The sequence below is a fragment of the Phenylobacterium sp. LjRoot97 genome (assembly GCF_964254345.1).
Lineage (GTDB): Bacteria > Pseudomonadota > Alphaproteobacteria > Caulobacterales > Caulobacteraceae > Phenylobacterium.
The window spans coordinates 2,912,495-2,934,129 of the sequence record NZ_CAXUTH020000001.1 but is presented as its reverse complement, the minus strand read 5'-3'; the positions used below and the strand labels follow the sequence as shown (position 1 = coordinate 2,934,129).

23 protein-coding genes are annotated in these 21,635 nt (G+C 69.5%); 19 read left to right on the top strand and 4 right to left on the bottom strand.

Annotated elements, in window-relative coordinates; genetic code table 11:
- The first annotated feature begins 254 nt into the window (after positions 1-254).
- The 12 genes from ACSQ2H_RS14575 to ACSQ2H_RS14520 all read left to right on the top strand — a co-directional run bounded on the left by ACSQ2H_RS14575 (position 255) and on the right by ACSQ2H_RS14520 (position 10,267).
- Complete coding sequence (locus ACSQ2H_RS14575; RefSeq protein ID WP_436062106.1) at positions 255-431, top strand: Flp family type IVb pilin; 177 nt, start codon at positions 255-257, stop codon at positions 429-431.
- A 124-nt stretch (positions 432-555) separates the two neighbouring features.
- On the top strand, positions 556-1,398 hold the full coding sequence (gene cpaB, locus ACSQ2H_RS14570) for a Flp pilus assembly protein CpaB (RefSeq protein WP_436062105.1): 843 nt from the start codon (positions 556-558) through the stop codon (positions 1,396-1,398).
- Positions 1,399-1,442: 44 nt separating this feature from the next.
- Positions 1,443-2,897, top strand: a complete 1,455-nt coding sequence (locus ACSQ2H_RS14565) for a type II and III secretion system protein family protein (RefSeq protein WP_436062104.1) — start codon at positions 1,443-1,445, stop codon at positions 2,895-2,897.
- A gap of 10 nt (positions 2,898-2,907) precedes the next feature.
- Positions 2,908-3,195 (top strand): hypothetical protein, encoded by a 288-nt coding sequence (locus tag ACSQ2H_RS14560; RefSeq protein ID WP_436062103.1) that lies wholly within the window; start codon positions 2,908-2,910, stop codon positions 3,193-3,195.
- A 50-nt stretch (positions 3,196-3,245) separates the two neighbouring features.
- The gene (locus ACSQ2H_RS14555) at positions 3,246-4,451 is read left to right on the top strand and encodes an AAA family ATPase (RefSeq protein WP_436062102.1); all 1,206 of its coding nucleotides are present in this window, start codon (positions 3,246-3,248) and stop codon (positions 4,449-4,451) included.
- 4 nt (positions 4,452-4,455) lie between these two features.
- Positions 4,456-5,793: a CpaF family protein gene (locus ACSQ2H_RS14550; RefSeq protein WP_436062101.1), complete on the top strand. Its 1,338-nt coding sequence runs from the start codon at positions 4,456-4,458 to the stop codon at positions 5,791-5,793.
- Positions 5,794-6,777 carry a type II secretion system F family protein gene (locus ACSQ2H_RS14545; protein WP_436062100.1) on the top strand — a complete coding sequence of 328 codons (984 nt, stop codon included), beginning with the start codon at positions 5,794-5,796 and terminating at the stop codon, positions 6,775-6,777. It begins immediately after the preceding gene.
- 10 nt (positions 6,778-6,787) lie between these two features.
- Entirely contained in the window at positions 6,788-7,735 is a 948-nt protein-coding gene (locus tag ACSQ2H_RS14540) for a type II secretion system F family protein (RefSeq protein ID WP_436062099.1), read from the top strand.
- A 17-nt stretch (positions 7,736-7,752) separates the two neighbouring features.
- Positions 7,753-8,592 carry a LytR C-terminal domain-containing protein gene (locus ACSQ2H_RS14535; protein WP_436062098.1) on the top strand — a complete coding sequence of 280 codons (840 nt, stop codon included), beginning with the start codon at positions 7,753-7,755 and terminating at the stop codon, positions 8,590-8,592.
- 1 nt (position 8,593) lies between these two features.
- On the top strand, positions 8,594-9,472 hold the full coding sequence (locus ACSQ2H_RS14530) for a tetratricopeptide repeat protein (protein ID WP_436062097.1): 879 nt from the start codon (positions 8,594-8,596) through the stop codon (positions 9,470-9,472).
- A complete protein-coding gene (locus tag ACSQ2H_RS14525; RefSeq protein WP_436062096.1) occupies positions 9,459-9,974 on the top strand; it encodes an A24 family peptidase in 516 nt (171 codons plus the stop codon). The genes ACSQ2H_RS14530 and ACSQ2H_RS14525 overlap by 14 nt, the downstream gene beginning before the upstream one ends.
- A 107-nt stretch (positions 9,975-10,081) precedes the next feature.
- Positions 10,082-10,267: a hypothetical protein gene (locus ACSQ2H_RS14520; protein ID WP_436062095.1), complete on the top strand. Its 186-nt coding sequence runs from the start codon at positions 10,082-10,084 to the stop codon at positions 10,265-10,267.
- On the opposite strand, the gene ACSQ2H_RS14515 is transcribed toward ACSQ2H_RS14520, so the two are convergent.
- From ACSQ2H_RS14515 to ACSQ2H_RS14505, 3 genes are all read right to left on the bottom strand, one after another.
- Complete coding sequence (locus ACSQ2H_RS14515; protein ID WP_183773907.1) at positions 10,268-10,651, bottom strand: DUF3597 family protein; 384 nt, start codon at positions 10,649-10,651, stop codon at positions 10,268-10,270.
- Between the two features lie 58 nt (positions 10,652-10,709).
- Complete coding sequence (locus ACSQ2H_RS14510) at positions 10,710-13,430, bottom strand: TonB-dependent receptor (protein ID WP_436062094.1); 2,721 nt, start codon at positions 13,428-13,430, stop codon at positions 10,710-10,712.
- Positions 13,431-13,585: 155 nt separating this feature from the next.
- Complete coding sequence (locus tag ACSQ2H_RS14505) at positions 13,586-14,788, bottom strand: M24 family metallopeptidase (protein ID WP_436062093.1); 1,203 nt, start codon at positions 14,786-14,788, stop codon at positions 13,586-13,588.
- Between the two features lie 69 nt (positions 14,789-14,857).
- Between ACSQ2H_RS14505 and ACSQ2H_RS14500 the strand changes: the two genes are divergently transcribed.
- From ACSQ2H_RS14500 to ACSQ2H_RS14485, 4 genes are all read left to right on the top strand, one after another.
- On the top strand, positions 14,858-15,355 hold the full coding sequence (locus ACSQ2H_RS14500) for a GAF domain-containing protein (RefSeq protein ID WP_436062092.1): 498 nt from the start codon (positions 14,858-14,860) through the stop codon (positions 15,353-15,355).
- A gap of 66 nt (positions 15,356-15,421) precedes the next feature.
- Entirely contained in the window at positions 15,422-16,567 is a 1,146-nt protein-coding gene (locus ACSQ2H_RS14495) for a GNAT family N-acetyltransferase (protein ID WP_436063575.1), read from the top strand.
- 4 nt (positions 16,568-16,571) lie between these two features.
- On the top strand, positions 16,572-17,504 hold the full coding sequence (locus tag ACSQ2H_RS14490) for a glycosyltransferase family 2 protein (protein WP_436062091.1): 933 nt from the start codon (positions 16,572-16,574) through the stop codon (positions 17,502-17,504).
- On the top strand, positions 17,501-18,412 hold the full coding sequence (locus tag ACSQ2H_RS14485; protein WP_436062090.1) for a hypothetical protein: 912 nt from the start codon (positions 17,501-17,503) through the stop codon (positions 18,410-18,412). The genes ACSQ2H_RS14490 and ACSQ2H_RS14485 overlap by 4 nt, the downstream gene beginning before the upstream one ends.
- Here the strand turns inward: ACSQ2H_RS14485 and ACSQ2H_RS14480 are convergent.
- Positions 18,409-18,825 (bottom strand): hypothetical protein, encoded by a 417-nt coding sequence (locus ACSQ2H_RS14480; RefSeq protein ID WP_436062089.1) that lies wholly within the window; start codon positions 18,823-18,825, stop codon positions 18,409-18,411. The genes ACSQ2H_RS14485 and ACSQ2H_RS14480 overlap by 4 nt on opposite strands.
- Before the next feature lie 154 nt (positions 18,826-18,979).
- Here ACSQ2H_RS14480 and ACSQ2H_RS14475 point away from each other — a divergent pair, with 154 nt between their 5' ends.
- Genes ACSQ2H_RS14475 through ACSQ2H_RS14465 form a run of 3 tightly spaced genes read left to right on the top strand, consistent with a single transcriptional unit; the run spans position 18,980 to position 21,630 of the window.
- A complete protein-coding gene (locus ACSQ2H_RS14475) occupies positions 18,980-20,212 on the top strand; it encodes an FAD-dependent oxidoreductase (RefSeq protein WP_436062088.1) in 1,233 nt (410 codons plus the stop codon).
- Entirely contained in the window at positions 20,213-20,557 is a 345-nt protein-coding gene (locus ACSQ2H_RS14470; RefSeq protein ID WP_436062087.1) for a nuclear transport factor 2 family protein, read from the top strand.
- Positions 20,554-21,630 (top strand): phosphotransferase, encoded by a 1,077-nt coding sequence (locus tag ACSQ2H_RS14465; protein WP_436062086.1) that lies wholly within the window; start codon positions 20,554-20,556, stop codon positions 21,628-21,630. Before ACSQ2H_RS14470 ends, ACSQ2H_RS14465 begins: the two co-directional genes overlap by 4 nt.
- Positions 21,631-21,635: the final 5 nt, after the last annotated feature.

The following is a 21,635-nucleotide window of genomic DNA, read 5'->3' as shown; positions in this document are numbered from 1 at the left end:
AGTCACGGGTCGATCCCTGAAATTTTAACATTCAATAACATTAGAAAATGGATCGAGGGTTGTGCGTTTCCCGCACGAATAAAGTAATGAGTTCTTAAAAAACGGACCTGTTAACCATGTATTTAGGTTTACAGTTGGTTAAGCCTGTGGATTAGTTTTCCACAGGTGGAAGCGCAGGGGGTCCCCAAACTTCAACCGATCCCTGCCGCAGCCATGGTGGCGCGGCCTGTCGTCCAATGAGTGGGAGGCTAAACATGTCCAAGTTTGTTGCATTCCTCAAAGACGAGTCCGGCGCCTCGGCCGCCGAGTATGTTCTGATCCTGGCGATCGTCGGTTCGGCTATTGCTGCCGCCGCGGTTACGCTCGGGGGTTCGATTGGCGATGCGCTCACGGGCGCTGCCGACGCGATCGACGCGCATCCAATCGGATAAAAACTTGGACTGGGCTCGCGATCGTGGCGTGGCAGGCCGCGAGCCCAGTCAAACTTGATGAAATTCCCCGCGGAGCTTGCGAAGCCCGCACCCCGATAGAGCAGCTATCTACGGAAGGCCGCCTATGTCTCTACGTACGCTCGCATCGCTCACAGTCGCGGTTTTGCTTGGCCTGATCGCAGTCCTGCTGGTCCGGGGGGTGATGACCTCCCAGAAGCCGGCAGCCGCCCAGATGGCGGCGATGACGCCGGTGGTGGTGGCGATGGTTCCCATCGAGCGCGGGGTCGAGCTGAAGCCGGCCATGCTCAAGACCGTCAACTATCCGAGCAATGCGGTGCCGGCGGGATCCTTCAAGTCGGCGGAGCTGCTGATCGGCAAGGACGCGCCCAAGCGCACGGCCGTCCGTTCGATGATCGCCAACGAGCCGGTGCTGGCCGCCAAGCTGAGCGGCAGCGAAGGCAAGACCAACCTTTCGGGCGCGTTGACGCCGGGGATGCGCGCGGTGAGCGTGCGTTCCAGCGACGTCGCCGGGGTGGGGGGCTTCGTCCTGCCCGGCGACCATGTCGACATCCTGCTGACCCGGACGGTCGGCAAGGGCGACGGCGAGACCACGGTCACCCAGGTGCTGGCCGAGAACAGCCTGGTGCTGGGCGTCGACCAGATGAGCGACCAGGACGCCGACAAGCCGCAGGTCGCCAAGGCGGTGACCGTCGAGGTCACGCCGGACCAGGCGCAGACGATCTCGCTCGGCCAGTCGGTCGGAGAGGTCAGCCTGTCGCTGCGCCAGTCGGCCGACATCGCGTCGCTGACCAAGAAGGTGACCAGCGTCGGCGACCTGGCCGGACCGGGCGCGCGCAAGGCCGCGCCGGTCAAACGGGCCGCGGTCCGCAAGGGCGACGCCGGCATGACCGAGGTGCGCGTGACGCGCGGGGTGGAGACGGCCGGATATTCGGTCAGGGCCTTCTGAAGGCCGGTTTCGGAATTCCCAGCCGCAGGGCGGCGTGAGGGGGGATGAAGATGAGAACCAACTCAAAACGACTGGCTGCGGCCCTGATGGCCGCGAGCATGGCTCTGGCCGCCGCGCCGAGCGCGTGGGCCCAGAGCGCCTTCGACCCGGCGGGCGCCGTCGAGGTCGAGGTGCCGGCCGGCAAGTCGCAGGTCATCGAGCTGCCGGGAACCTATGTCGATGTCATGGTCGCCAACCCGGAGATCGCCGACGTCCTGCCGCTCAGCAACCGCTCGATCTATGTGGTGGGCAAGAAGGCGGGGGCTACGGGCCTGACCGTCTACGGACCGGGCAAGCGGCTGATCTCGGCGGCCAACATCGTGGTTTCGGCCGACATCGACGGCCTGAAGCGGCGGCTGCACGAACTGCTCCCGAACGAGCGCGGCATCGCCGTGCGCCCGGCCAACCAGTCGGTGGTGCTGTCCGGCACGGTCAGCAGCCCGGCGGCGCTGGGACAGGTGGTTGCCCTGGCCGAAACCTACGCCCCGACCAAGGTGGTCAACATGCTCGGCGTCGAGGGCACCCAGCAGATCATGCTGTCGGTGCGCTTCGTCGAGATGAACCGCGCCACGGCCAAGGGCCTGAAGGTCAACGTCAACCGCAGCGACTGGGACCCGGCCGACGGCCCGCCGAGCGGCGCCAGCCGCTCGGGCGACGATCCGTTCATGGCGGTTTTCACCGGCGACACCATCGTCAAGAACGGCGGGCGGCTGATCGACAGCTTCGGCGCCGTGGCCGCGCTCTACAACGGCAATCTCGAGATCCTGCTCGACGCCCTGGAGACGCGCGGCCTGACCAAGACCCTGGCCGAGCCGAACCTGGTGGCGATGTCGGGCGACACCGCCAGCTTCCTGGCCGGCGGCGAATTCCCCATTCCGGTGGCGCAATCCTCCGCGGCAGGCGATGTGGCTCCGACCATCACCGTCGAATTCAAGCAGTTCGGGGTGTCGCTGGCCTTCACCCCGACCCTGCTGCAGGACGGGCTGATCAACCTGGTGGTCAATCCGGAGGTGTCGAGCATCGACCCGACGGTGTCGGTCGAGATGGGGCTGATCAAGATCCCGGGCATCAAGGTGCGCCGCGCCAAGACCACGGTCGAGCTGCGCGACGGCGAGTCCTTCATGGTCGCGGGCCTGCTCAAGGAAGACTACGAGAACCAGCTGCGGCAATTCCCGTTCGTCGGCGACATGCCGGTGCTTGGCGCGCTGTTCCGGTCGAACGGCTACAAGCGCGAAGAGACCGAACTGGTCATCGTCGTGACGCCGCACCTGGTCACGCCGCGCAAGGGCCGCATCGCCGCGCCCGGCGACACCTTCGTCCCGCCCTCCGACTTCGAGCTGTTCCTGTTCGGCGCCTCGCAGGCGGCGGGGCCGTGGATGCGCCCCGAAGACCGCGCCCTGATGAGCGCCGATCCAGCCCGCGGCGGGATCGAGGGACCGCATGGCCATGTCCTTTACTAGGAGCGCCCCGATGCGCGCACGTCAGACCTTCGCTCTCGTCGTCGTCGCCGCCGGACTGGCCGGCTGCGTCCAGACCCAACCGCACCTGAGCGGCGACTTCGGCTACGCGATCCGCGCCGCCGCGGTCGGACAGATCGCCAACCCTAACGCGGTCTACACCGGCGATCCGGCGCCCGGATCGAACGGCTCGCGGGTCGCTTCGGCGCAGGAGCGCTATCGCACCGGCAAGGTCATCGAGCCGGTCGCCACCGCTTCGTCGCTCACCACCGCAGCTTCGGTCGGCATGGAGGCCAAGTAGCCGGCGCCGCAAGGCGGAGGCGAAGGACAGGTCTGAGCCAGATGGTGGACATGCCAAAGATCTTGCGAGGTTTCGGAGCGGGCGCCGACGTCGGGGCGGCGGTCCGCGGACGGCGCGTCGGGGTGGCCGACGGCGCGATCGGCGGGCCTGAGCGCTTCGCATCGATCGCCGCGCAGTTCCCGCATGTCGTGTTCGAGCCGCTGCCCGGCGGCTGGCCCGAGCCGCCGCCCGGCCTGGACGTGTTCGTGGTCAGCCTGGAAGGCGGCTCGGCGGAGGCGGTCGAGGCCGGGATGCGCCGGCTGTCGGCGAGCGCGCCGCAGACCAGCGTGGTGATCGCGCTGCACGACGCCGATGTGACCACGACCCGGCGGCTGGTGCGGGCCGGTGCGGCCGACGTTCTGCCCCATCCGATCAGCGAACCGGCCCTGGCGCTCAGCCTCGAGCGCCTGCTGACGCTGCGCGAGACGCCTGCGTCCCCGGGCCGGCCCAAGGGCGAGGTCGTCGCCTTCCTGAAGGCCGGCGGCGGGGTCGGCGCAAGCGCGCTGGCCGTGCAGGCCGCCGCCACCGTCGCCGCGCGCGGTTCGGTCGAGGTGTGCCTGGCGGACCTGGACCTCCAGTTCGGCGCCGCCGCGCTCTATCTCGACCTGCCCGAAGCGATCACCCTGGCCGACTGCATGAGCTCGGGCGCGAACCTGGCGGAGACGCCGTTCGCCACCGCCCTGGCCCGGCACCGCTCGGGCGCGCGGGTTCTGGCCGCGCCGCGCGAGATCGTCGCGCTGGAGATGCTGACGCCCGAGCACGTCGAGGCGTTGCTGAGCGGCCTGCGCCGCGACTTCGGACTGGTGCTGGTCGACCTTCCGTCGGTTTGGACGGCGTGGACCAACCAGGTGCTGCATCAGGCCGACCGCATCGTCCTGGTCACCCAGATGAGCGTGCCGCACGTCCAGCTGGTCAAGCGCCAGCTGCGTGTGCTGACCGCCCAGGGGTTGGAGGGGCGGCCCCTGACCCTGGTCTGCAACGGCCTGACCGCCGACCAGACCGCGCTGGTGTCGGTGAAGGCCGCCGAGCGCGCCATCGGGCGCGAGTTCGACGTGGTCATCCCCGACGACGGCAAGACGATGACCGCGGCGATCAACGAGGGCGTGGAGCTGTCCTCGGTGCGCAAGGGCACCAAGCTGGAAAAGGCCGTCGGCGAACTGGCCGGCAAGCTGGCCGCATTGGCGCCGCCCGTCGCGGGCGGCTGGCTGAGAGGGTGATCGGATGCTCTGGAAACCTGCCGCCACGACCGAAGCCGCCGCCGTCGGAACCCCGCAGCCGACGCCGATCGAAGGCGCGACCGCGCTCAAGGTGCGGATCCACCAACGGCTGCTGGAGCTGCTGAATCTCAGCCTGCTGGACAAGACGCCGCGCGAGAGCCTGCGCCTGGAGATCCGCGGCGCGGTCAGCTCGCTGCTCGCCGACGAAAAGCGCATCCTCAACCTGAGCCAGACCGACCAGCTGATCGAAGACGTGCTGGACGAACTGCTGGGCCTGGGTCCCCTGGAGCCGCTGCTGAAGGACGAGAGCGTCAGCGACATCCTGATCAACACCCACAGCACCGTCTATGTGGAGCGCTTCGGCCGGCTGGAGCCGACTGACGTGCGGTTCCAGGACACGCGCCATCTGGTGCGGATCATCAACAAGATCGTCGCCGCAGTCGGTCGGCGGGTGGATGAATCCCAGCCGATGGTGGACGCCCGCCTGGCTGACGGCAGCCGCGTCAACGCGATCATCCCGCCGCTGGCGGTCGATGGGCCGCTGGTCTCGATCCGTAAGTTCGCCAAGAGCCCGATCCATATCGACCGCTTGATCGAGCTGGGCAGCGTCTCGGGCGACATGGCCGCGCTGCTGCGGTCCGTCGTCCAGTCGCATCGCAACGTGCTGATCTCCGGCGGCACCGGGTCGGGCAAGACGACGCTGCTCAACGCGCTGTCGGCGTTCATCGCCCACGACGAGCGGATCGTCACCATCGAGGACTCGGCCGAACTGCAGCTGCAGCAGCCGCACGTCGGTCGCCTGGAGACCCGTCCCGCCAATATCGAGGGCAGGGGGGAGATCACCCAGCGCGAGCTGGTCCGCAACGCCCTCCGGATGCGGCCCGACCGGATCATCGTCGGCGAAGTGCGCGCTGGCGAGGCCTTCGACATGCTGCAGGCGATGAACACCGGCCACGACGGGTCGATGACCACGGTCCACGCCAACAGTCCGCGAGATGCGCTGTCGCGCGTCGAGCAGATGATCGGCATGGCCGGGCTGGAGATCTCGCCGCGCTCGATCCGTCAGCAGATCGCGTCGGCGATCAATGTCGTGATCCAGGCCGAGCGCATGGACGACGGCCGCCGCCGGGTGGTGTCGATCAGCGAGGTGGTCGGCATGGAGGAGGACGTGATCTCTCTGCAGGAGATCTTCCGCTTCCGCCGGCAGGGCCGCGGCGCCGCCGGCGGAGTCGCCGGCGAGTTCGAGACCACCGGGGTTCGCCCTCGCTTCATCGACGTGCTGGTCGCGCGCGGGGTCGAGCTGCCGTCCATCGAGTTCTCGGCAGGGAGGAGGTCGGTCTAGATGACCAATCCGATCATCTACGTCCTGGCGTTCGTCGCCGTCGTCGTGCTGGTGCAGGCGATCGCGCGAGTGGTCTTCTCGGCTGGGGACCGAAACAAGCGGGTCAACCGACGGCTGACGATGATGGAATCCGGCATGAGCCGGGAGGAGATCTTCAGCGCGCTGGTCCGCAAGCCGCCGGGCGCGCGCAGCGCGGGGCGGATCGCGGAATTCTACGACTGGCTGGAGCGGTACCTGCGCCAGGCAGGGCTGCTGATGTCGCCGGCGCGGCTGGCGGCGATCACCGCCGGTCTCGCCGCGGCGCTGTGGCTGGTGGGGCTGAGCGTCGCGAGCTCGGGCGCCGGGCCGAGCCTGCTGGTCAGCGGCGCGATCTCGATGGCGGGCGCCTGCGTGCTCGCCGTGCTCGCCGTGTCGCTCTGGGTTCGGCGCCTGCGCGCGGCGCGGATCAAGAAGATCGAGGAGCAGCTGCCGTCGGCGCTGGACGTGGTCAACCGGGCGGTGCGCGCCGGGCACCCGGTGATCTCGGCCGTCCAGCTGGCCTCGGACGAGATGGGCGACCCGGTCGGGTCGGAGTTCGGGCTGATCGTCGACGAGACGACCTATGGCGTCGATTTCAAGGAGGCGCTGGCCAACTTCGCCCGCCGCACCGGATCGCCGGCCAGCCACTTCTTCGCCGTGAGCGTGGCCATCCAGTCCGAGACCGGCGGCAATCTGGCCGAGATCCTCGAAGGATTGGCCTCGGTCATGCGCGGGCGTCACTCGCTGGGCAAGCGGGTGCGGGCGCTGGCGAGCGAGGGGCGCGCCTCGGCGGTGCTGCTGAGCGTGCTGCCTGTGCTGCTGATCGGCGTGCAGCTGGTGTTCCGGCCCACGGTCTATTCCGACAAGTTTTCCGACCCGATCTTCTGGCCCGTCGTGCTGCTGACGGCGGTCATCTACCTGATCGGCTGGGCGATGGTGCATCGCATCATCAACTTCAAATACTGAGGCGACGACGATGGCTCAGTGGTTCGATCTGGCGATCCAAGCCTTCACTTTCCTGGCGGTGTTCGCGGTGGTCAACATGGCCCAGCGCGCGCTCGGGGCCCAGCTGACCGTGCGCCGGCGACTGGGGCGCGAGGAGGTCAGCGGCCCGCACCTAGCCGAAGGCTCGGTGCTGCGCGACGAGAAGGTTCGCAACCCGGTCCTGCTCTGGGTGCAGTCGGCGACCGCCGGCGGCCAGGCCAAGGACGCCCAGAAGCTGCGCAAGGATTTGTCGCTGGCCGGGTTCGACCAGCCGTCGGCGCCGATCTGGTACGTGATCGCGCGGTTCTCGCTGGCCATCGGCGCGCCGATCCTGCTGATCGGCGGGCTGGCGGCGGCCGGACGGCCGCTGACTGGGCTCGGAGCCTTCATCTTTCCGCTGGTGATCTGCGGCCTGGGGCTGATCACGCCCAAGGCGGTGCTCGACAATCGCACCAACGCGCGCCGCGAGCAGCTCGAACATGAGTTTCCCGACGCCCTCGACCTGATGGTGGTCTGCGTCGAGGCGGGCCTTGGCCTGGAGGCGGCCTTCGTGCGGGTGGCCGTCGAGGTGAAGGAGTCGCATCCACGCATCGCCGAGGAGTTCGGCCGCCTGTCGGACGAGCTGAGCGCCGGACGCGGCCGGGCGGAGGCCCTGCGCGCGCTGGCCGAGCGGCTCGACGTCGACAGCATCCGCTCGTTCGTGGCGCTGCTGATCCAGACCGACCTGCTGGGCGTCAGCATCGGCCAAAGCCTGCGGACCTATTCGGCGGAGATGCGCGAGAGCCGGTTCATGAAGGCCGAGGAGAAGGCGATGCGCATCCCGGTGCTGATGACCATGCCGATCGTCGCCTGCTTCATGCCGGTGATCATCGTGGCGCTGCTGCTGCCGCCGGCGATCGACGTCGTGCGCACGCTGATGCCGGCCCTGGGCGCGGACTGAGCAAGATGAGGACGCCGATGAACACGCTCCGAACCTTCGCGGTCCTGGCCCTGGTTCCCGGGCTGGCCGGCTGCGCCCTGTTCCCTCGCGCCGCCGCCTGGGTGGACTTCAAGGCGGTGCAGCTGAGCGAAGTCCACCGCTTCTCGCGGGAGGACGGCTACTACAACAGCGCCGCCGCGGCGATCGAGCGGCGCGACTACGCCACCGCCCTGGACCTGTTGCAGGGCGCGCGGGCGGCCAAGCCGGACGACGTGCGGGTGCTGAACGCCTTTGCGGTGGTCTACGACAAGCTCGGCCGCTTCGATCTCAGCGCCCGTTACTACGAACAGGCCGAGCGGCTGGACCCCGGCTCGCCGGTGCTCGCCCGCAACATCGCCTATTCGGCCAGCCTGCAGACCCGCCTGGCCGCGCCGCCGAGCTATGCGCTGGCGCAGGTCGAAGCGCCGCGCGCCGCGCGCGTCGAGCCCGCCCTGGCCGCGCGGCCAGCCGTGGTGCGGCTGGCGATGGTCGCGCCGGCCCAGCTCGCGCCGCTGGCCCCAGGCCAGGTGGGGCGTCCCGTGGAGCTGGCCGACGCCTCCGGGCGCGCCGGCGGCGCGGCGAGCGCGCGGGCGGCCTTGCGCCGGCTCGGCTGGTCGGTCGACGAGATCGCAGCGGCCGGCCCGCGGCAGGCCGGCACGACCATCACCTATGGCGACCGCAACGCCTTGGTCGCCCAGGCCCTGCAACGCACGCTGCCGGGGCCGGCCAGCCTGGTCCGATGCCAAGACGACTGCCAGGGCATCCGGCTGGCGATCGGCGCCGACGCGGCCAACTGGTCGTGGAGCGCGCGCGGCGACCAAGCCCTGAAAGGAGACTGAGGTGCGGACGATCGCGATCTTCCTATTCGCTGCCGCCGTCGCGGCGACACCGGCGCAGGCCGGCATCTTCGGGCGTGACGCCAAGGCCGCGCCCCAGGTCAGCGACGCCGCGGTGTCCGAGATTCAGCGGGCCCTGGACGAGCAACGTCTGGTCGACGCCGGACGCATGCTCGACAGCGCCCAGGTCGCCGGAGCGCGCGACCCCCGACTTCAGGTGTTGGGCGGCGATCTCAACCTGCGCCGAGGACGGCTGAATGCGGCGCTCTCGAGCTACAGCGCCGCCGAAGCCGACCTGGGGATGCGGGCGAGGGCGTTGCAGGGGCAGGGGATCACCCTGTCGCTGCAGGGCCGCTCCGACGAGGCGGTGGCCGTGCTGCAGCGGGCGGTGGAGGCCGATCCGAGCGCCTGGCGCGCCTGGAACGCGCTGGGCCGCGAGTACGACAACCGCACCCAGTGGACCAAGGCCGAGAGCGCCTACGCCCAGGCGATGAGCGCATCGGACGGCGACGCCCTGGTGCTCAACAATCGGGGCTACTCGCGGCTGTTGCAGCACCGCCGCGACGAGGCGGTGGCCGACTTCGTGGCCGCCCTCGGCAAGCGGCCGTCGCTGACCGAGGCGCGGACCAACCTGCGCCTGGCGCTGGCGATGCGCGGGGACTACGACCGCGCCCTGGCCGGCGGCGCGCCGGACGACCAGGCGGCGATGCTCAACAACGCCGGCTTCGCGGCCGGGATGCGCGGCGACTACGCGAAGGCCGAAGCCCTGCTGGGCCAGGCGCTGGAAGTGAAGAGCGAGTACTACGGGCGCGCCTCGGAGAACCTGAAGGTGGTGCGGGCGCTGGCGGCGCAGAGCGGACCGAATCCGAATGTGGTCCGCTGACAGCGCGCACATGGTCCTGGCGGCGCTGCTGTCGGGCGTCCTGATCTGCGTGGCGGTCAGCGACATCGTCGCCCGCCGCATTCCCAACGCCGCCGTGGCCGTGGTGGTGGCGCTGTTCGCGCTGTGGGCGCTGGCCGACCGGGGGGCGAGCCTGGGGACCGGGCTGGCGGCGGCGGGGATCGGCTTTGCGGTCGGCTTCGTGCTCTACCTGCTGGGGGTGATGGGCGCCGGCGACGTGAAGCTGTTCGCGGCCGTCGCCCTGTTCACGGGGCTCGGCTACCTGCACCTCTTCGCGCTGGCGACCGTCCTGGCCGGCGGGGCGATGGCCGTGGTCACCCTGGCCGCCAGTCCACGTCGGGCGCTGGTCATGTTCACGTTGAAGGGGCGCGGCGACTACGGCCGCGGCATTCCCTACGGCGTGGCCATCGCGGTCGGCGGCCTGATCGCGATCTGGGGGGCGCTGACCGGAGCCCTGCCGATGGATGTGCTGAACCGCATCTAGCGGCCGGGGCGAGAACTATTCATCGCTTGGAGAATTATACCTGAGCCGGTGGCCTCGACGTCGCCGCGCTGGAGTGGAAGCGCCTCGGTCAAACACGAGGTTCTGACGTGATCTGGCGATCGATGGAGAGCGCGCCGCGAGACGGGCGCGAGATACTGGCTCTGGACGAGGGCCGTTTGCCGATGGTGGTGTTCTGGTCCGAGTGGCTGGAAGGTCACTGGCAGCCGCTGGGGCAGGTCTGGCGCGAGGCGGCCCCGGAGCTCTGGGCCCCGTTGCCGCCTCCGCCGATATGATCAGTCGCGCAGACTGGCGGGCACCACGCCGCCGTTCTTGGCCAGGGCGTCCCAGACCGCCTTCTGCAGGGCGATGTTCTGTTCGGCGCTGCCGTGCGGGCCGGCGTTGACGCCGAGCTCGCCCGCCAGCTCCTTGCGGGCGTCGAGGCTGGAGTCGAGGTCGAGCAGCTTCAGCAGGTCGACGATCGACGTGCGCCAGTTGCCGCCGCCGCCCTTGAGTTCGGCGATCTGGACGAGCACGGCCTCGACATTGACCGGCTCAGGCGGGGGCGGCGGGGCCGCAGCGGCGGGCGCTGCGGCCGGAGCCGGGGCAGGGGCGGCCGGAGCGGCCTCGGGTTTCTTACGGTGAAAAACCTTGTCCATGATCGAGCTGAAGATGCCCATGCGCCGTCTCCCTGTTGGATCGCCCCCTATTAAAGCTCGGCCATGACAGGAGTTCCCGTCAGAACCCCTTGGTGATCGAGATGCCGTAGAGCCGAGGATCGAGCAGGAACACGCTGCGCGTCGCACCCAGGTTCTCGTCGTTGATGTCGAAGCCGACGATGGTGTCGTCGTCGAGCAGGTTCTTCACGAAGAGCTGGACGCTCAGGTCGATGTCGGGATTGGCGACGATCAGGCTGGCGTTGACGTTTTCCCACGCCTCGATGTTGTCGAAGAACGCGTTGTTGTAGCGCATGTAGCTCTCGGACTGGCGGTAGTAGTCGCCCCGCAGGGTGGCGTTCCAGCCGTTGGGCAGCTCCCAGCGGTACTGGGCGCCCAGCGAGACGGTCCATTCCGGAGCATTGGGCAGGTCGTTGCCCGAGAGGTCCTGGATCACCCCTTCGCCGGCTCCGTTGGCGAACCGCGAGACGCCCGGGCCGTAGGTGTAGACGGCGTTGGTGAGCGCATCGGCGGTACCGGCCGGCACGCCGGCGGCCAGCAGCCTTCCGCGGATCGTCGAGGTTCCGGAACCGGTGCCGCCGCAGGCGAAGTTGGCCAGCAGGGTCGAGCCGCCCGGGACCTGCAGCAGGTTGGCCACGCCCTGGGCGTTGAGGATGCAGCCGCCGTTGGTCGAGTTGGCGTAGATGTAGGCCGAGTTGCCCTGGGTGCGGTTGAAGGTGTCGACCACCTGACCTTGTTCGATCTCGGTGTTCAGATAGCCGATGTTGGCGTTGAGCCGCAGATTGTCGATCGGCTCCCAGATCGACTCCATCTCCACGCCCCAGATCTTGGCGTCGATGTTCTCGTTGTAGACCGAGCGGTTCACGCTGCGGCCGATCTGGTAGCCCTGATAGTCGTAGTAGAACGCGGTCAGGTTCAGCAGCAGCCGGCCGTCGGCCAGGGTGTTCTTGGCCCCCACCTCGAAGGCGTTGACGAACTCTGGCTCGTAGCTGGGATTAAGGCCCAGGGCCACGACGCCCGGCGGGTTGAAGCCGCCGCCCTTGTAGCCCTTGGAATAGGACGCATAGAGCAGGGTGTCGTCGGTGAACGACAGGTCCGGCGACCAGTCGACGTTCAGGCGGCCGGTGGTCTCCTTGAACTGCACCTCCTGGTCGGCGGTGAAGCTGGGGCCGCGGCCGGGGGTGAACAGGGTCGAGCCGCTGCCGCGGGTCCACTTCTTGTCGTCGGTGTAGCGCAGGCCGAGCGTGACCTTGAAGTCGTCGGTGGCCTGCCAGTAGAGCTCACCGAAGGCGGCTTTCGACTCCAGCTTATATTCGCTGAGGCTGATGAAGTAGTTGTGCCCGGTGAAGTCCGGATCGCGCAGCGGATCGACATAGGCCAGCGGCTGGACCACGCGCACCGCGGCGGTGGCCGCGTTGGTGGCGACGTAGGTGATGCTGGTCGCCTCGTAGTCGATGTAGATGCCGCCGACGTTGAAGTTGATCGGCCCTTCGAAGTTCGACTGCAGGCGCAGTTCCTGGGTCCACTGCTCGTTGTGGCTGGTGCCGCCGGACTCGCTCATCAGGCGGTCGGTCAGGCCGAACTGCGGGTCGTTCAGAACGCCGGCCGGCGTGAAGGGCGTGATCCCGAACGGCACCGAGGAGAAGCCGCCCGTGGAGTCGCCGCGGGTGTAGTTCTCGTTCTCGTTATAGCTGGTCAGCGAGGTCGCGGTGAGCTGCGGGGTGACGTCCCACTCCAGGTTCAGCTCGTAGAGGTCGGTGCGCGGCCGGTAGGTCGGGCGACCGTAGACCTCGATCTCGCGCAGGTCGCGCGAGATGGTCTTGCCGGCGAAGGCGTCGGTGGTCTGCAGGCCGATCTGCCGGGCGATGATGCCGGTGAAGGTCGAGAGCTGGTTGGTCGTGCCGTAGACGTTGTCGCCGTAGACCGAGGCCGGCAGGCAGCCCTGGGTGAACGCGGCCTGCGCCGCGCCGGTCGGCACGCCGAGCACGTTGGTGAGGCCGAGGTCCTTCTGGCAGAGCTGCTTGCGCGCGCCCCGGGTGTCGTCCTCCGAGAAATTGTCCCAGAGGATGTAGCCGCGGAAGTTGTCGGTCGGCGTGAAGCCGAGGGTGACGCGGGCGGCCCAGATCTCGCGGTCGTCGATGTCCTGACCGTTCAGGGTGTTGTCGGTGTAGCCGTCGCGTTGCAGGGCGAAGCCGGCGGCGCGCAGCTGGAACATGTCGCCGAGCGGCACATTCACGAAGCCCTGCAGCTTGATGCTGTTGAAATTGCCGAACTCGGCGGTGACCGAGGCGTCGAAGACGTCGGTCGGCTTGTTGGTGATGACGTTGACCACCCCGCCGGTGGCGTTGCGGCCATAGAGGGTGCCCTGCGGGCCGCGCAGCACCTCGACCCGCTCGACGTCGTAGAATTCGGCGTCCGCCAAGCGGTTGGAGGTCAGCGGCACGTTGTTGTGGTGGATGCCGACGCCGTCGTCGCCGCCGGTCGAGACAAGCTGGGCGCCGACGCCGCGGATCTGGAAGTTCGTGCGCAGCGCGCGGCGCGTGAAGGTAAGGTTGGGGACCGACTGGACCAGGTTGCCGGCGGTGTCGATGCCGCGGGACCTCAGGGCCTGTTCGCTGAAGGCCGAGACCGCGATCGGGACGTCCTGCACGGACTCTTCCCGTTTCTGGGCGGTGACGATCAGTTCTTCGATGACGGTTCCGCTGCCCGAGGACTGGGCCCAGACGGGCGTGGACCAGACAAGCGCGAGCGCAGACGCAGAAGCCAGCAAGGCTTTGCTCATTCTTCCCTCCCTAGCCCCCAGTTCATGGCGGGGGTCTTCTTGTCGACGGCCATCGTCGAGCGTGGCCGTTCAGAACTGGGAGCTAAGGCCGTAAATTACGCAGCGTCAAACGACTTGTGATTACAAGTCGCCAGGAAGGGTTGTGGTGCGAATGCTCAAGCTTCGCCGAACGGCTTCTCTAGGCTGGGTTGCGGCGCGGTAAACCAGGCCGCGCCGTCGGCGGTGACATGGAAGTGATCCTCCAGCCGGACGCCGAAGGAATCCGGGATCACGATCATCGGCTCGTTGGAGAAGCACATGCCGGGCGCGAGCGGGGTCTTGTCGCCGCGGACCAGATACGGGGCCTCGTGGATCGACAGGCCGATGCCATGGCCGGTGCGGTGGGGCAGGCCGGGCAGGTCGTAGTCGGGGCTGAGGCCGGCGGCGGCCAGCACCCGGCGCGCGACGGCGTCGATCTCCTCGCAGGGGACGCCCGGCTTCACGGCGGCGAAGGCGGCGGCCTGGGCCTGCTTCTCCAGCTCCCAGACGCGGCGCTGCTCGGGCGAGGCCTCGCCGAACACGTAGGTGCGGGTGATGTCGGAGTGGTAGCCCTGGACCTGGCATCCGGTGTCGATCAGGACGATCTGGCCGTCCTCCAGCGCCTGCTCGCCGGGCAGGCCGTGCGGATAGGCGCTGGCCCGGCCAAATTGCACCGCGCAGAAGTAGGAGCCGTTGTCGGCGCCGAGGGCGCGGTGGGCCTGATCGATGAAGCGGCGGACCTCGCCGGTGGTGATCCCCGGGGCCAGGATGCGCGCGGCGCGGCGGTGGACCTCCAGGGTCATGGCCTTGGCCTGGGACATCAGGGCCAGCTCGGCCGGCGACTTGATCATCCGGCAGCCGTCGACCACCGGCGCGCCGTCCAGCAGCGTCAGCCCCGGCGCGGCCTTGGCGATGCCGTTGAACACGAAGAAAGGCAGGGCCGGGTCGATGGCCAGCGACGTCGCGCCGTTCAGCGCCTGCGCCGTCAGTTCGTAGGGGCTCTCGTGCTCATCCCAGAGCAGCAGTTCGGCGTCGACGCCGAGCGCGGCCTCCAATGAGCCGAGTTCGAAGCGCGGGCAGATCATCCGCACGTCGCCTTCGCGCGGCAGGACCATCGCCACCAGCCGCTCGGTCGGGCCCCAGGCGACGCCGGTGAAGTAACGCAGGCTGGGGCCGGCCCCGATGATCAGCGCCTGGGCGCCGATCTTGGCCATGAGCTCGCGGGCGCGGGCGATACGGGCCAGCCGCTCCTGGCGGGTGATCATCTCTGCCGGATGAGGCCAGGGCGCGAGGTCCGCGAGTTCGGCTTGCGCCGTCGAGCCGCCGATGCCGTTGGTCATGTCACGCTCCGGTACTGAGAGGGCGCCGCGCGCTGGCGGCGAAGCAGGCGCGCCCGTATATACGCGGCCATGGCCGAAGCCTTCAACGAACTCACCCTGCCGGCCGAGAAGGCCGAGCGCTACGCCGCCCTGGCCGAGGAGATCGCCGCGGTCCTCGACGGCGAACCGAACCGCACCGCCCGCATGGCGACGCTCGCCTCAATGCTGGCGGCGACCTTCGAGACCTTCTTCTGGACCGGCTTCTACGTGGTCGATCCGGATAAGGAGCGCGAGCTGGTGGTCGGTCCCTACCAGGGCACGCTGGGCTGCCTGCGCATCGCCTTCGGGCGCGGCGTCTGCGGCGCGGCGGCGGCCAGCGGCGAGACCCAGCTGGTGCCGGACGTGCACGCGTTTCCGGGACACATCGCCTGCGACGGACGCTCGCAGAGCGAGGTCGTGGTCCCGGTGTTCGACGCCGCCGGCGCGCTGATCGCGGTGCTGGACGTCGACTCCGACCAGCGCGCCGCTTTCGACGAGGTCGACGCGCTCTGGCTGGAGAAAATCGTGCGGGACACTTTCGCGGCCTGAGAACGGCCCGCGTCTTGCAGCCACGGATGCACCATTCCCTAACCGGGAGACGCTACCGTGTTCGAGATGCTGCGCCTGGAAGTTCTTCGCCCGTTTGAGCTGTCGGACACCGACATCGGCGCCTGGCGCGCGCTGTGCGCCGGTCGGCCGCAGTTTAGAAATCCGCTGCTTGGCCCCGACTTCGCCATCGCCGTCGGCGCGGTGCGCCAGGATGCGCGTGTCGCGATCTGGCGCGAGGGCGACAAGGCGATCGGCTTCCTGGCCTACCACCACCGGCCCGGCGGCATGGCCCGCCCGATCGGTGCGCCGATGTCCGACTATCATGGCCTGGTCGCCGACCGGCCGCTGGACGTTCGTCAGGATCTCGCCGAGTTCGGCCTCTCGGCCTTCCGCTTCACTGGGCTGGTCGATCCGGACGGCGACTTCGCCGCGGCGGTCGCCGGCACGAGCGAGGCCTATGTGATCGAGCTGGACCGCTCGGCCGCGGCCTATCTGGAGACCCTGCGCGCGGCGAGCGCCAAGCGCTTCAAGAATTACCGCCGGCTGGACGGCAAGCTCGACCGCGAGGTCGGCGCCCTGACCCTGCGCGCGCCCGACCACGACCGCGGCGCTTTCGACCAACTGTTGACCTGGAAGCGCGAGCAGCTGCTGCGCACCGGCGCCCACGACTTCCTGGCGCCGGAGTGGACGCGCGAGCTGCTGGCCTCGTTCCTCGACATGCGCGAGGGCCATTTCCAGGGGCTGATGATCAACCTCTACTGCGGCGACAAGCTGCTGGCCGGGCATATCGGCGTGCGGGTCGGCGACGTCTACCACCCTTGGATCGCCTCGACCGATCCGGAGATGGGGGCCTGGTCGCCGGGCCAGCTGTTCCTGCTGCGGGCCATCGCCGCCATGCCGGGCCTGGGGCTGAAGACCTACGACCTGGGCCCGGGCCACGACCACTACAAGCGGCCCTACGCACTGAAGACCAAGCTGATCGGCGAGGGGCTGCTGGCCGCCGCCGGACCGCGGGGCAGGGCGGCAGACGCTTCGGAACGGGCCTGGACGCTGGCCGGCGCGCACGGGGCCGGACCGGTCGGCCGTCTGCGCCGTCGGCTGGACATGATCGCCACCACCGAACTGTCGTTCTCGGGCCGCGCCAGGGGCCTGGCCGGCGCTATCGCGGCGCGGGCCCTGCGTCCGGGCGCGTCGGCGGCGGAGGCGGCCTGAACCGATGGCCGCGCCGCGCGTCAGCCTGGTGATCCCGACCCAGCGTCGTCTCGACGGTCTGGCCGTCGCCGCGCGCTCGACCTTTCGCCAGCAAGGTATTGATTTTGCAGGTCTCGAGCTGGTGGTCGTCGACAACGACCAGACGCCTTCGGCCCAGCCGCTGACCACGGCCCTGGCCGCCGAGGCGCCGTTCCCGGTGATCTACGTCCACGAGCCGGAGCCCGGCGTCGCCAACGCGCGCAATGCGGCGCTGGAGCAAGCGAGCGGCGATTTCATCGCCTTCCTCGACGACGACGAGGAAGCGCCCGAGGGCTGGCTGGCCGCGCTGCTGGGCGCGCAGCAACGGCTCGGCGCCGACGTCGTGTTCGGTCCCGTGCGCGGCCGCGCGCCGGAGAGCGTCACGCGCCATCGCAGCTATCTGGAACGCTTCTTTTCCCGCGAGGGACCGGCGCAGGCCGGCGTGCTCGACCACTACTACGGCTGCGGCGACAGCCTGATCCGCCGCGCGGCGCTGCCGGACCCGAAACGTCCGTTCTCGCCGATCCGCAATCACATCGGCGGCGAGGACGACCTGCTGTTCGGCCAGATGCAGGCCGCCGGCGCCGTCTTCGCCTGGGAGCCGGCGGCCTGGGTCTGGGAAGACCCGGTCCCCTCGCGCCTGACCCTGCGCTACACGATCCCGCGCGCCTTCGCCTACGGCCAGGGGCCGTCGGCCGCCTGCGCCGCCGCAAGCCCGCCCGACCGCGTCGGCCTGGCCAAATGGATGACCCAGGGCCTGTTGCAGGCCGGGGTGTTCGGGCTGCTGGCCGGCTGCAAGTGGCTGGTCCGGGCGCCGGATTTCGCATTCACGCTGGACCGCGCCGCGCGCGGCCTGGGCAAGACCCTCTGGTGGGGGCCTTTCAAGATCCAGTTCTACGGGTTGAGGGCAGGGGCATGAGCATCATTCGCGACTGGACGCCCGACAAGGCGCGCCGCTTCACTAAAGAGAACCTGGCGTTCCAGCACGGCCTGCACGAGCGGCCGATGTTCGACGACGCGGGCCTGGAAGAACTGCTCGACCGCTATCCGCGCGAGAAGCTGGGCGTCTTCACCATGGGCGAGGATCCGGTGGCCTGGACTACCTGGCGCAAGGGTTCGGCCGGGAGCTTGAGCGGCTCGAAGCTGCTGGAGGCCGCGCAGGCCGGGCGCATCTGGCTGAATCTGCGGGCGACCAACGACTACCTGCCGGAGTATGCCGCCCTGGGCGACGAGATCTTCGCCGAGAAGCAGGCGCAGACCGGCGTGCGGACCATGAAGCGCGACCTGGGGATGCTGATCTCCTCGGCAAATGCGCAGGTGTTCTACCATCTCGACGTGCCGCTGGTGTCGCTGTGGCAGCTGCGCGGGCAGAAGAAGGTCTGGGTCTATCCGGTCGACGATCCCTATGTCGGCCAGGAGGTGCTGGAGCGCATCGTCCTGAAGGAGACGGCCGAGCAGTTCACCTTCGATCCGGCCTGGGACGCAGGCGCGCAGGCCTACGACCTGACGCCTGGGACCATGGTCACCTGGGCCCAGAACGCGCCGCACCGGATCGAGAACGGCCCGATGCTGAACGTCTCGCTGTCGATCGAATTCATGACCCCGCAGGCGCTGATGCGGGCCAATGTGATCTACGCCAACGGCGTCATGCGCCGCCGGCTGGGCGCGCGCCCGCGGGTGCAGGACGGCTTCACGCCGGTCGGCCTGGGCAAGGTCGCGGTGGCGCGGGCCGCCAAGGCGATGAAGCTCCAGACCCCGCATGAGCGGATGCTGCCGGTGACCTTCAAGCTGGACGCCGGCCGGCCGGGGACGCTGCTGCCGGCCTAGGGCGCGTCCGCTCGGGGGCGGCCGGCGACAAGCCAGGCTGCGAGCGCCAGCGATAGCAGGAGGCCGCCGCCGATCAGCGAGGCGGCGAAGGTGTAGACGGCGACGCCGTCAAGCACTCCCGATTGCACGGATCGAACCATTCCGGCGATCGCCCATGCCGTCGCCGCGAGGCACGCGACGCCCGCGTAGACGAGGGCTTTGGCCAAACGAAGCAATGCGGGACGTCGGCGGGTCGGAACCGCACGAGCCAATTCGCCTGCGCCAAGGACCAACGCGGCCAAGCCCGCAACCGGCGTCAGCAGATACGCGGCGACTGCGCGGGCCAGGGGATCGGGCGCGAGCAGACTGAAGAGCCAGCTCCCGGCCGCGATGGCGGTGGCGAGAACCAGGGCGAGGCGTCGATCCAATTTCACGCCCGGAAGTGTTTCTTGATTGGCCGCGCATTTCCAGCCTCAGCGCGTCGACGCGTAGGAGGCGCCTGACCCCTGACGGGACGTCAGTCTGGACACGGAGCGCCGGGCGGGCGCGTACTCGCGGGCAAGAACGTGGGTACGGGAGCGCCCCGACATGCAGTCTTACGATCTCATCGTCGTCGGCGGCGGCATCGGCGGGTCGGCGCTGGCGGCCGTCATGGCGCAGGCCGGACGCTCGGTGCTGCTGCTCGAGCAGAGCGAGGTCTACGAAGACAAGGTCCGCGGCGAGTGGATCGCGCCCTGGGGCGTGGCCGAGGTGCATCGGCTGGGGCTATACGACCTGCTGGTCGGGGCCGGCGGCCATCACATCACCCGCCACGTCACCTTCGATGAATCGATCGATCCCAGCGCCGCCGAGGCCACGGCCCTGCCGCTGAGCATCTTCCGCGAGGGGGTGCCGGGTCCGCTCTGCCTGCGCCACCCGCTGCACTGCCAGACGCTGTTCGATGCGGCCAAGGCGGCGGGCGCGGTCGCCTTGCGCGGGGTGATCGTCGGCTCGGTGGAGGCCGGCGCCCGGCCGCGCGTCGTCTACGAGCACGACGGCCAGACGCATGAGGCGACGGCCCGGCTGCTGGTCGGCGCGGACGGGCGCACCTCGCAGGTGCGCGAGGCGGCGGGGATCGCGCTCAACCAGGACAAGCCGCATCACTGGTTCGGCGGCCTGCTGGTCAAGGACGTGGTCGGCTGGGACCCGCAGCTGCAGGCGATCGGCACCGAAGGCGACTTCGGGTTTCTCGCTTTCCCGCAGGGCGGGGGGATGGTGCGGGTCTATGGCGGCTACGCGCTCGACCAGGCGCAACGGTTCAAGGGGCCCGACGGTGCGCGCCGGTTCCTCGACGCGTTCGATCTCGGCTGCAGCCCGGCCAACCGCTGCCTGACCGCGGGCGCGCCGGCCGGGCCGCTGTTCTCCTACGTCAACGCCGACAGCTGGACCGACGAGCCCTATCGCCAGGGCGTGGTGCTGGTCGGCGACGCGGCCGGCTGGAACGACCCGATCATCGGGCTGGGCCTGTCGATCACCTATCGCGACGTGCGCATCGTCTCCGAGCTGCTGAAGGCGACCGACGACTGGGAGCGTCTCGACTTCGAACCGTACGGGACCGAGCGGGCCGAGCGCATGCGCCGGCTGCGCTTCGCCGCCAAGCTGCAGGCCGCCATCGACATGGAGTTCGGCGACGCCGCCCGCGCGCGCCGCCGCCGCCATTTCGAGCGCGCCGCCGCCGATCCCAGCCTGAAGATGCACAGCCTGGCGGTGATGGCCGGGCCCGAGGTCGCGCCCGCCGAGATTTTCACCGAGGCGCACCGCGCCCGCGTGCTGGAGGATTGAGTGGACATCGCCGACTACAACGCCCGCTGGCTGGCGGCCTGGACCGCCAAGGACGTCGACGCCCTGTGCGGCTTCTATAGCGACGACGTGGTCTACAAGGATCCGCAGACGGCGGGCGGACTGACCGGCCAGGCGTCGCTGCGGGCCTACCTGACCGGGCTGTTCGCGGCCACGCCGGCCATGACCTACACGCCCGACGAGACCTGGCCGATCCCCGGCGGCTTCTGCGGCCGCTGGTACTGCGACATCGCCGGCGGCGGGCGGATGCGCGGCTTCGACCTGGTGATCCTCGACGGCGACAAGATCGCGCTCAACGAGGTCTATGTGCACCAGCTGCCGGCATGAGCGCGCGTCCCGACATCCGCGAGCCGGGCGAGATCGACGCGGCCTGGCTCTCGGCCGTGCTGGCGGCCGGCGGCGTCGACGCCTCGGTGCGCAGCTTCGAGGCGAGGCCCGTCGGCACCGGCCAGATCGGCGACAGCGTCCGCTTCCGGCTGACCTATGACCGCGGGGGCGACGATGCGCCGGCCGCCCTGGTCGGCAAGTTCCCGGCCGCCGGCGCCGAGAGCCGGGCCACCGGGATCATGCTGGGCAACTACCTGCGCGAGGTGCGCTTCTACCAGCAGCTGGCGCCCACCGCCCTGGTGCAGACGCCGCGCTGCTACTTCACCGACGTCGACGAGGCGACCAGCAATTTCGTGCTGATGATGGAGGACCTGGCGCCCGCCGAGCAGGGCGACCAACTGACCGGCGTCAGCCTGGAGCAGGCCCGGCTGGTGGTCGAGCAGGCGGCGCGGCTGCATGCCTCCCACTGGGGCGATGAGCGGCTGGACGAGCTGCCTTGGGTGTCGGGCTCCAAGGCCGCGCCGGCCAGCGCCGCCAACGAGGAGATGGTCGCCGCGCTCTGGGCCGGCTTCAAGATGCGCTACGGCGCGCGGATGAAGCCGCAATGGATCGCCACCGGTGACTGGCTGGCCCCGCGCTTCGGCGAATTCGCGCGGACCGAGGGCGGCCCGCGCTGCCTGACCCACAACGACTTTCGGCCCGACAACATGATGTTCGGCACGCCGGCCGGCGGTTATCCGGTGGCGGTGCTGGACTGGCAGTCCTTCGCCTATGGCTGCGGGCCGACCGACCTGGCCTACTTCCTCGCCGGGGCGCTGGCGCCCGACGTCCGCCGCGCCAACGAACCGGCGCTGCTGCAGCTCTACCTCGACACCCTGGCGGCGAACGGCGTGCGGGGCTTCGGCATGGGCGACCTGAAGCCGCTCTATGGCCGCGGCGCCTACCTGCTGTTCGCCACGGCCTTCTTCGCCGCGATGATCGTCACCCAGACCGATCGCGGGGACGAGATGTTCCTGCAGATGATCGGCGGCGCGAGCGACCATCTGTGCGATCATGGGGTGGTGGTCGGATAGACGGG

Coding starts and splice junctions, on each gene's coding strand:
- ACSQ2H_RS14490 (WP_436062091.1), top strand. CDS start 16,572: ATGGCCGCGCCGCGCGTCAGCCTGGTGATCCCGACCCAGCGTCGTCTC.
- ACSQ2H_RS14545 (WP_436062100.1), top strand. CDS start 5,794: ATGACCAATCCGATCATCTACGTCCTGGCGTTCGTCGCCGTCGTCGTG.
- ACSQ2H_RS14515 (WP_183773907.1), bottom strand. CDS start 10,651: ATGGGCATCTTCAGCTCGATCATGGACAAGGTTTTTCACCGTAAGAAA.
- ACSQ2H_RS14535 (WP_436062098.1), top strand. CDS start 7,753: ATGAACACGCTCCGAACCTTCGCGGTCCTGGCCCTGGTTCCCGGGCTG.
- ACSQ2H_RS14485 (WP_436062090.1), top strand. CDS start 17,501: ATGAGCATCATTCGCGACTGGACGCCCGACAAGGCGCGCCGCTTCACT.
- ACSQ2H_RS14465 (WP_436062086.1), top strand. CDS start 20,554: ATGAGCGCGCGTCCCGACATCCGCGAGCCGGGCGAGATCGACGCGGCC.
- ACSQ2H_RS14555 (WP_436062102.1), top strand. CDS start 3,246: ATGCCAAAGATCTTGCGAGGTTTCGGAGCGGGCGCCGACGTCGGGGCG.
- ACSQ2H_RS14505 (WP_436062093.1), bottom strand. CDS start 14,788: ATGACCAACGGCATCGGCGGCTCGACGGCGCAAGCCGAACTCGCGGAC.
- ACSQ2H_RS14500 (WP_436062092.1), top strand. CDS start 14,858: ATGGCCGAAGCCTTCAACGAACTCACCCTGCCGGCCGAGAAGGCCGAG.
- ACSQ2H_RS14495 (WP_436063575.1), top strand. CDS start 15,422: ATGCTGCGCCTGGAAGTTCTTCGCCCGTTTGAGCTGTCGGACACCGAC.
- ACSQ2H_RS14540 (WP_436062099.1), top strand. CDS start 6,788: ATGGCTCAGTGGTTCGATCTGGCGATCCAAGCCTTCACTTTCCTGGCG.
- ACSQ2H_RS14510 (WP_436062094.1), bottom strand. CDS start 13,430: ATGAGCAAAGCCTTGCTGGCTTCTGCGTCTGCGCTCGCGCTTGTCTGG.
- cpaB (WP_436062105.1), top strand. CDS start 556: ATGTCTCTACGTACGCTCGCATCGCTCACAGTCGCGGTTTTGCTTGGC.
- ACSQ2H_RS14560 (WP_436062103.1), top strand. CDS start 2,908: ATGCGCGCACGTCAGACCTTCGCTCTCGTCGTCGTCGCCGCCGGACTG.
- ACSQ2H_RS14565 (WP_436062104.1), top strand. CDS start 1,443: ATGAAGATGAGAACCAACTCAAAACGACTGGCTGCGGCCCTGATGGCC.
- ACSQ2H_RS14575 (WP_436062106.1), top strand. CDS start 255: ATGTCCAAGTTTGTTGCATTCCTCAAAGACGAGTCCGGCGCCTCGGCC.
- ACSQ2H_RS14550 (WP_436062101.1), top strand. CDS start 4,456: ATGCTCTGGAAACCTGCCGCCACGACCGAAGCCGCCGCCGTCGGAACC.
- ACSQ2H_RS14475 (WP_436062088.1), top strand. CDS start 18,980: ATGCAGTCTTACGATCTCATCGTCGTCGGCGGCGGCATCGGCGGGTCG.
- ACSQ2H_RS14525 (WP_436062096.1), top strand. CDS start 9,459: ATGTGGTCCGCTGACAGCGCGCACATGGTCCTGGCGGCGCTGCTGTCG.